Genomic DNA, 7,940 nt, shown 5'->3' with positions numbered 1-7,940 from the left:
GACGCCCCCATCCGAACTCATGCGACCCCCGTCAAAACGGGCCACAACACGCCGTCCACAGGAGGCTGGAAACTCATACGCGCCTGCGCTACACTCTGTCTGCATCGGGTTTTCTTATAGCTTACGAAAATTTCTTTTGTGCAAAACAGACTTTTTCATAATCTAACCCGATGTACAACCCTTCTGTGAGATTTCCGCGTCGATGTCGGCGAACATCGTGTGGGGCGGCTGATGAAACTTAACGGGATCCGCCCAGTGCGCACCCGTCGCCACAGGGTCACAACTGACAGCCGTCATTCCCTTGGTGTTGCAGCCAATGTTCTGGACGGCGACTTTCTGGCCAACGCACCCAACCGAAAATGGGCAGGTGATATCAGCTATATCTGGACTGCCGAGGGCTGGCTCTACCTCGCTGTCGTCATCGATCTGTTCAGTCGTCGTGTGATTGGGTGGGCCGTAAGCGACCGGATGAAAAAGGATCTGGCCATCCGTGCCCTGGATATGGCGGTGCGACTGCGTGACCCGGCGCCCGGCGCCCGGCTGCATTTTCCACTCTGATCGTGGCAGCCAATATTGCTCACACGATTTCCAGAAGAAACTGACGGAATGCAGGATGATGCCATCCATGTCCGGCAGGGGAAACTGCTTCGACAATGCCGCCGTGGAGACCTTCTTCAAGAGCCTGAAGGCCGAGTTGCTCTGGCGACAGACATGGCCCACACGGCGGCAGGCAGCCGCAGCCATCTTCCAGTACGTCAACGGCTTCTACAACCCGCGACGGCGCCATTCATATCTCGGCAACATCAGTCCTCTCGCTTTCGAGGCTAAAGCCGCCTAACAGGATCACATACCGGCACATAACCGTAGCAAGTCCAATCGTGCCGGATATGACCCTGAAGAATGTTTCGATTAGGACACACGTCCCATAAGAGATGCCCATCAGACATCACACACCGGCCGGAGCGGCTCGTTCTTCCCTGCGTGCGAGTTCTACGGTTCCGAACTGTATGTCCTGAGACAGGGTGACGGCGCCCTGCTTTCCGAGTTCCAGCGCGGCGAGGAAATGTGCCGCTTTTGCCGCGTTGCGCTGCAGCGACGCCTCGCGATCTTCTGGCCGGATGCCTTCACTTTTCACCAGCCCGTCCTCCAGCCGGTACAGCCCCCTGCCCTCTTCCCCCAGATGCTGACGCCACCACGCCAGGGCTTGGCTGACGGTGAAGCACGAGAAACGCTGCGGCAGGGCCGGACGCACCGGCTGCAGCCTCAGACGTCGCCGCAGCAGCGCGAGGCAGGCGTCGAGCAGATCGGTCTGCAGCAGCGCGGCTTCAGCCCGGTGAGGCTCCCCCTCCCCGTCCCGGCCGAACACCTGCTCCCCCAGTCGCGGGATCTGCGAGACCGCGGCCACGGCCTGCTCCAGCGCTTCGCGCCGCAGCGCCCGCTGGCGGAGGACCTCCGTCTGTCCGGTTGCCGCCTGCCGTTCCGGTGTCCCGTCCCGCAGCATCAGGGCCGACCGCAGCTGCAGCAGCGTCGCCGCCAGCACCAGCCAGTCCGCGCTGCGGGCGAGCGGACGCGCACGAATACCCGCCTCCACGATCCGGCCCAGCTGGTCGATCAGCTGCAGCAGCGACATCCGCCGCAGGTCCAGCACTCCGCTGCGGGCCTGCTCAACCAGCAGAGCCAGCGGGCCGGCCCAGTCCTGTGCCTGCAGATGCGGGGACCCGTCAGACATCATAGAACGGGCGGATCCGCAGACACAGATCCGGCCAGTCGCGGGCGATCGTCCGCAGCGCCGCCCAGGGTGTCCAGTCCGCCGACCAGAACCCGAGCGTCCACACCGTCTCCGGCGCCACCGGTCCGGCCTCCACAGCCTCCACCGTCTGCAGCGGACGCGACGTGCCCCAGTGCCGGCACAGCCACGCCACGACGTCCGGCGACTGTGGCCCGAGTGTGAGCAGCTCCACCGGCACCGGACACAGCGCGTTCAGATCGAACGGAACGGAGTCCACGCCGCCATCGCGGACCCGCAGACGTTCGGCGGCCCGGGCGACCGCCTCCGCCAGCCCGGTCAGACGGCCGGCCTCGCTCCCGGCGCCGGGCGGCAGCAGCGGCCGGAGCAGATCGTCCGCCGACAGTGCCTCCGCCGCCCACGGGATCCGGCCCGGTCCGGCCGCCCGGGTGCGGAACTGCGCCAGCCTCTCCGGCGGCCCTTCCACCGTCAGCAGGTGATACAGCCAGTCGGGCTGCGCACAGCCCATGAGGCCGCCCTCCCCGGCCCGGCCGCTTTCCGGCTGCGTTTCGACGACCATGCTGTGCCCCAGCCCGGGTGGCCGCGGCGCCTGTGAGGGAATGGGCGGGCGGACGGGAAGCCGCAGCGACGCCTCGTCGCCGTGTGGCGGCGCGCAGTCGCCGGTACAGGTATGGGCCAGCGGCTGCGCCCGCAGCTGAATCCGGTACGCCTCGAGCGCGTCGGTGACCGTATCGAGATCCGCCACGAGGTCCGTAACGGTTTTCACCATGGCTCAGAGATCCAGAAGATGCGCGGGAGAGTCGATCTCGCGCCGCGAGCGCCGCACGTAGCGACGCATGGTGCGCAGGTCCCGGTGCCGGGTGTGCGCCATGATCTGCTCGTCGCGGGCACTGGCCTGAAACGCCTCGGTCACAAAACCGGCCCGCAGACCGTGCGGGCTGAGACGTTCCCCCGCCGGCGCCGTCACCCCCGCCTGCTTTGCCCGGCGCAGCAGGATCCGCCTGACCGCATCGGGATGCAGCGCGTCGCGCCCGACCTGTCCCCAGCGACTGACCGGCCGGAACAGCGGCCCTTTTTCGTCCAGCGCCGCCGCCTCGCGCCAAGCTGCCAGGGCCAGCACCGGACAGGTGGCGGCGTGTCTGCCGCGCGGGATCGCCACCTCCTCGCCCTGCTGCTCCTGGTCGGTCTTGCTGCGGGCGATGGTCAGGATCAGCCCGGTCGCGGTGACCCGCACCGTCCCGCCGGTCAGGGCCACCAGCTCCGAGCGCCGCAACGCCGCAGCGAAGCCGATCAGCAGCAGCGCCCGGTCGCGCAGGTCAGTCAGGGTCTTCTCCGGCGCGACCAGTTTGCGGATCTCCTTCGAGGTCAGCGCTGCCGCCTGTTTCTGCGGCCGACCGTGGAGCCGTCCGATCGCCCGCAGCGTCGCGCGGATCGCTGCATGCCCGGCGCTCCACTCGAGATTGTTCATCCGGTGTGCGTAGCCAATCGCGGCCAGACGACGGTAAAGCGCCGCGCGGCTGTAGCGCGGCGCCAGTTCGTGCAGCCAGGCCGCCACGACCGGCGGGGCAGCCGGAAGCGAAACAGCACCATGCTCGTGACACCAGCGGCAGAAATCCTGCCAGTCATGCGTGTAGGCGCGCAGCGTCTCCGGCGCGTGTGCGGCCGCCCGGGCAGTCTCCTTCGCCGCCTCGATCGCCTGCTGCAATGCACCCGAAGACGAGCGTGGCGTGACGTCGGGGTCAGGCGACTTGTCGGCAAGCTTCCGACCGATAAAATCTTCTCTGGCAGAACTCATGAAACCGCGTCCTGCGCAGGGGCCGTTACGTGACCCGTGACAGCTGCGGCAACAGTACTGGCCTGAGCGCGGCTTCGTCGCCTTATCTCGCCGAAATCCAGCCTTTTCTGAAGCACCCAGACATGGGCCGACGTAACGATGCTGAGCGCCGTTTCCATAAGCATCGTCAGATCATCGTGCAGCTGAACCGCATCCGCTGCATCCGCGTCTGCATCGAAATGAGCGACCTGCTTGTCACGAATTTTTCGTAACCCACGAAAGGATTCCGCAAACGGAGACTGCTCCAGTCTTTCGACCCAGTCGCTCAGACTCTCCCGTGCCCTCTCTACTTGTGCGAGATGCTCGTCTCCGAAGACCTGATGTCGTTTCAAAAGAAGATCACTGATCTGCGGTTTACCTGCCAGGTACATCACTTGGTGCAGGCTCCCGCCTCCTGACTTCAGTTTCGGTTCGAACAATCCGGTCAGTGAGATCACCAGCATGCGACGCAATGTCTGACGAACAGTCTCTATGCCTCCCCAGAGGTCGCCAGGGCATGCATGGGGCCAATACTGACTGCGCGGCGCCAGGGCCACGAGCAGGTCGAACTGGTGCAGCGCCGTCATGGTCTCGCACGCCGCACGTTCTTCGGTCCGCACAAGAGTCGTTATTTTCGGGTCGGTGACGCCGTCGAGGAAAACCGGCCACCCGGTGCTGACCGGTACAAAGGACGGCACCCGGTACGCTACGCCGCATTCCGGCAATTCTCCTGCCCTCACTCTGCTTCTCCTCCCCCCCCCCGATGGCGGGAGTCTGCCCTTCCGTCCCGATTAAGGCAAGCCTGTTCTAAGGCGTGGTAAGGGGGCATTACCACGTGTTAGATAAACGATAAGTTGTCCAAAAAATCCTGCAGAAAGAGCCCATAACGGCCTATAGCGGGCCTCTCAAACCTTCGAGGAGCGGGTCCAGTTCGGTGAGAGACTTCAGGCCATAGGTGATAAGGAAGGTTTCGGTCGTGGCCCAGAGTTGAGGCTGGCCCGGCACCGGCTTACGACCGACGCTGCGAATGAGGCCTTTTTCCTGCAATAGCGTCAGGGTCTTTTGAGGCAGGGCCGCATCTCGAAAGCTTTCGATCTCGGGGCGTGTGACCGGCTGGCGCGCGGCAATGAGCAACAGCACCTCGAGTGCTGCACGAGGGAGTCGTTCGGGTGGTTTCTCCAGCACTGCCTTCAAGGCTTCAGCGAGATCGGGAGCGGTACGGAACATCCAGCCGTCGCCGACCGCGACCAGTTCAAATCCTCGTCCCTCGGTGCGTCTGTCCACCTCACTCATGATCAGGGCGATCTCCACGTCCTCTCCCAGAGCTCGCGCTAGGGATGTTCGGGATACGGGACCACCGCTCTGAAAGAGGAGAGCTTCGGCCAAACGAACGGGATCGGGAAAAGAGACTGACATCACTTGGAGCATAGGGGCGCTTCGACGCTTTCCACCAGAGCCATGAATATGTTGTCAGTGAATTGACTTGGCGGCGTAAGGCCGTCAGAACCTAATTGTATGCTACTGGTCTGGAATGCCGATCCGACCGGAACTGAAAGCGCTCTACCCTCCCAACTGGCCCGAGCTGAGCCGGCAGGTGAGGTTTGAGTAGCCCCTAGATTTCTGGACGCCTTGGTTCCTAAAAATGAGGACAGGAGGCGTTGATGGGGAAGCCCAATTTCAGTGATGAGTTCAAGCGTGATGCGGTGGCGCAGATTACCGAGCGGGGATAGCCGGTAGCGGAAGTTTCGCAGCGGCTCGGGGTCAGCACACATTCGCTGTATGCGTGGAAGCGGCAATTCGCGAAGGTGGTATCGGGCGATGCCGGCAAAGATGCCGAGATCCGGCAGTTGAAGCGCGAACTGGCCCGGATCACCGAGGAGCGCGACATCTTAAAAAAAGCCACCGCGTATTTCGCCAGGGATGCAAAGTGAGATACGCCTTCATTGCCGAGCATCGTGATCTTTTTGGAGTTCGGGCGATGTGCCGCTGTCTGGCCGTGCAGTCCAGTGGCTACTATGCCTGGCGGAAGGAGCCGTTGAGCCGACGGGCTTGCGAGGATGCCCGACAGACCACGTTGATCCGTCAGGCCTGGAACGACAGTGGCAGGGTTTATGGCTACCATAAGCTGCACGATGATCTGCTCGATCAGGGCGAGACCTGCTGTCCGAACCGCGTAGCACGCCTGACAAAACTGGTGGGCATCAAAGCGCAGATTGGCTACAGGCGGCGGCCAAGTAGCCATAGTGGCAGGCCATCTCTGGTCATCGACAACACGCTGGCCCGGCAGTTTGATGTCGAGGCACCCGACAGGGTGTGGTCACAGACATCACCTGCATCCGCACCATGGAAGGATTTTCCTACCTAGCCCGGATATCTCACACGAGGTTTTGGAGCGTGCGTCCTGGATACGGATACGCGTGATCTGGTGGTTGATCGTATCGTCGCGGCTGTTTTTCTGTTTTCCGGGCGAGCGGGAGCGTCGCCCGTCTGTGGACGGTCGGTTTTCCTGGGGGAATGGCGGCTTGCGGTGTCTGGTTCTTCAGCGTGCGGCTTTCATGAGCAAGGCGTGGGCGAGCCCGAACTCGTATTGCCAGGGGCAGGCTGATGCCATGGCGATGCGGATCCGCCGGACACTGCGGATGACCTGGGCGCCGATCTTCAGCAGTTTCACGCGGATCGTGCCGCAGGTGGCGGTGGCGAACTGCGTGTGGGCGAGACCGATCCTTCGCAGGCCGCAGAGCAGGACATAAGCCATGGAGGCGAACCACAGGCGCAACTGGTTGGCGCGCATGGTTCCCGAGGAGGTCCGGTCGGCGAACAGGTCGAGCTGGCACTCCTTGATCCGGTTCTCCATTTCGCCGCGCGCGCAGTAGATCGCCTCGTAGAGAGGACGGGCCTTGATCTCGGCGGGACTGAGGGAGGTGACGACAAAGCGCGGATTGGCCGCGCCACCGGTCCATTCCGCCTTGCCGACGACGCGCCGCGCCCGGCTCCAGCTGTCGCGCGTCAGCCAGCGGAAATCCCGGTATCGGCGCGCAGGCCGGCCCGTTCGGGCGCTTTCGGCCTCTGCGGCTGCCAGTTTGCCCGCGATTTCCTCGACCAGCCGGGCATTGCGCGCAAGCCCGAACAGGAAGTCGACACGATGGGTCTCGCACCAGGCCATCAGGGTCTCGCGGCAGAAGCCACCGTCTGCACGCAGGAGGATCCGCACGCGGGGCCAGCGACGCCGGATATGCCCAACGATCCGTGCGACGTCTTCCACAGCTCCGGCCGCGCCATCAATGTTCGAGGGGCGCAACCTGCTGGCCAGGAGATGGCGACCACAGAAGATGTAGAGCGGCAGATAACAGTAGCAGTCGTAATAGCCGTGAAAGAACCGCCCTTCCTGATGGCCATGAAGGGGATCGTCGGTCGCATCGAGATCCAGCACGATCTGTCCCGGAGACATGTGGTGGGCGTCGAGAAAGACATCGACGACCAGCGCTTCGATTGCGGCTGGGTCGTGGGCGATCCGATGATAGCGTGTGGGCTTCGCCTGACCCAGTTCCAGCCGGTTCAGCGTGCTTTTGCCCGCAAGCGGCGCACAGTCGGCACGGCCCGCGTCCAGCCTGCCGGCCAGCGTCGCCAGAACCGGATCGTGCCGAAGATGGTCGTGATCGACCAGATCCTCGTATCCCATCGCAATCCCCGCCACGCGCTGGAGCACCAGGGCGCGAACATCATGCTCGACGAGATGGGGTGCGCGGGCATCCGTGAAACACCGGGCGAAACGCTCCGTCAGACCGATTGCCCGGTCCGTGGCTCCGAGCAGCAGGGCACCCGCGTCCGACGTGATCGTCCCGCCCCCAAAATCTGCAACGACATTGCGTCCGGATACCGTTCCAAAAGCCATCCGGCCTGCGCTACACTCTGTCTGCATCGGGTCTCTGGCCTCGCTCGCGGAGTTTCCTTTTCCAACAAGAACTTTCGCCGATTTCAGAGCCCGACGCACCTACTCGTGTGAGATATCCGGGCTAGCTGTCGTAATCGACCTCTATTCGCGTCGTGTGGTGGGCTGGTCGATGCAGAGCCGCCAGACCTCGGATGTGGTACTGCAGGCGCTCCATATGGCCATCTGGCGACGAAAGCCCAAAAGCCGGGTGCTGATCCACTCCGATCAGGGCAGTCAGTTCACCAGCATGGACTGGACTGCCTTCATACGGGCTCACAATCTGGAACATTCGATGAGCCACCGCGGCAATTGCCACGACAATGCTGTAGCGGAAAGTTTGAGGCCATCGTGTGGATGGTACGCTAAACAACGTTTGGCATGAACAATAAAGGAACGATCAGGCGGCACGAGCCTGTTTCGACAGATTGAGCGTCTTGCGGCCCGCAGAA

At 63.4% G+C, this 7,940-nt stretch carries 6 protein-coding genes and 3 pseudogenes; 3 read left to right on the top strand and 6 right to left on the bottom strand.

What is annotated here, in order from left to right:
• Nucleotides 1-198 precede the first annotated feature (198 nt).
• Nucleotides 199-838, top strand: a pseudogene (locus tag GOB90_RS18245) (IS3 family transposase); the annotation flags it as partial.
• A 108-nt stretch (nucleotides 839-946) separates the two neighbouring features.
• Here GOB90_RS18245 and GOB90_RS18240 read toward each other — a convergent pair.
• The 5 genes from GOB90_RS18240 to scpB all read right to left on the bottom strand — a co-directional run bounded on the left by GOB90_RS18240 (nucleotide 947) and on the right by scpB (nucleotide 4,976).
• On the bottom strand, nucleotides 947-1,732 hold the full coding sequence (locus GOB90_RS18240; protein WP_173572205.1) for a chromosome segregation protein ScpA: 786 nt from the start codon (nucleotides 1,730-1,732) through the stop codon (nucleotides 947-949).
• The gene (locus GOB90_RS18235) at nucleotides 1,722-2,516 is read right to left on the bottom strand and encodes a hypothetical protein (RefSeq protein WP_173572204.1); all 795 of its coding nucleotides are present in this window, start codon (nucleotides 2,514-2,516) and stop codon (nucleotides 1,722-1,724) included. Before GOB90_RS18235 ends, GOB90_RS18240 begins: the two co-directional genes overlap by 11 nt.
• A gap of 3 nt (nucleotides 2,517-2,519) precedes the next feature.
• Nucleotides 2,520-3,542 carry a tyrosine-type recombinase/integrase gene (locus GOB90_RS18230; protein WP_173572203.1) on the bottom strand — a complete coding sequence of 341 codons (1,023 nt, stop codon included), beginning with the start codon at nucleotides 3,540-3,542 and terminating at the stop codon, nucleotides 2,520-2,522.
• Nucleotides 3,539-4,300: an AbiU2 domain-containing protein gene (locus GOB90_RS18225; RefSeq protein ID WP_146893046.1), complete on the bottom strand. Its 762-nt coding sequence runs from the start codon at nucleotides 4,298-4,300 to the stop codon at nucleotides 3,539-3,541. The genes GOB90_RS18230 and GOB90_RS18225 overlap by 4 nt, the downstream gene beginning before the upstream one ends.
• Before the next feature lie 151 nt (nucleotides 4,301-4,451).
• Entirely contained in the window at nucleotides 4,452-4,976 is a 525-nt protein-coding gene (gene scpB, locus GOB90_RS18220) for an SMC-Scp complex subunit ScpB (RefSeq protein WP_242012164.1), read from the bottom strand.
• A gap of 245 nt (nucleotides 4,977-5,221) precedes the next feature.
• Here scpB and GOB90_RS18215 point away from each other — a divergent pair.
• Nucleotides 5,222-5,927 (top strand): annotated as a pseudogene (locus tag GOB90_RS18215) (IS3 family transposase); the annotation flags it as partial.
• 172 nt (nucleotides 5,928-6,099) lie between these two features.
• On the opposite strand, the gene GOB90_RS18210 reads toward GOB90_RS18215, so the two are convergent.
• The gene (locus GOB90_RS18210) at nucleotides 6,100-7,479 is read right to left on the bottom strand and encodes an IS1380 family transposase (RefSeq protein ID WP_146893051.1); all 1,380 of its coding nucleotides are present in this window, start codon (nucleotides 7,477-7,479) and stop codon (nucleotides 6,100-6,102) included.
• 94 nt (nucleotides 7,480-7,573) lie between these two features.
• Between GOB90_RS18210 and GOB90_RS18205 the strand changes: the two are divergent.
• A pseudogene (locus tag GOB90_RS18205) lies at nucleotides 7,574-7,828 on the top strand (DDE-type integrase/transposase/recombinase); the annotation flags it as partial.
• Between the last annotated feature and the right edge of the window lie 112 nt (nucleotides 7,829-7,940).

Origin of the sequence: Acetobacter oeni (assembly GCF_011516825.1) — a bacterium.
In the GTDB taxonomy this organism is placed as follows: Bacteria; Pseudomonadota; Alphaproteobacteria; order Acetobacterales; family Acetobacteraceae; genus Acetobacter; species Acetobacter oeni.
This window is presented reverse-complemented; position numbering and strand designations above follow the sequence as displayed.

What these genes read in the sequence shown, in the direction of transcription:
- scpB (WP_242012164.1), bottom strand. Translation starts at nt 4,976, where the DNA reads ATGTCAGTCTCTTTTCCCGATCCCGTTCGTTTGGCCGAAGCTCTCCTC.
- GOB90_RS18210 (WP_146893051.1), bottom strand. Translation starts at nt 7,479, where the DNA reads ATGCAGACAGAGTGTAGCGCAGGCCGGATGGCTTTTGGAACGGTATCC.
- GOB90_RS18230 (WP_173572203.1), bottom strand. Translation starts at nt 3,542, where the DNA reads ATGAGTTCTGCCAGAGAAGATTTTATCGGTCGGAAGCTTGCCGACAAG.
- GOB90_RS18235 (WP_173572204.1), bottom strand. Translation starts at nt 2,516, where the DNA reads ATGGTGAAAACCGTTACGGACCTCGTGGCGGATCTCGATACGGTCACC.
- GOB90_RS18240 (WP_173572205.1), bottom strand. Translation starts at nt 1,732, where the DNA reads ATGATGTCTGACGGGTCCCCGCATCTGCAGGCACAGGACTGGGCCGGC.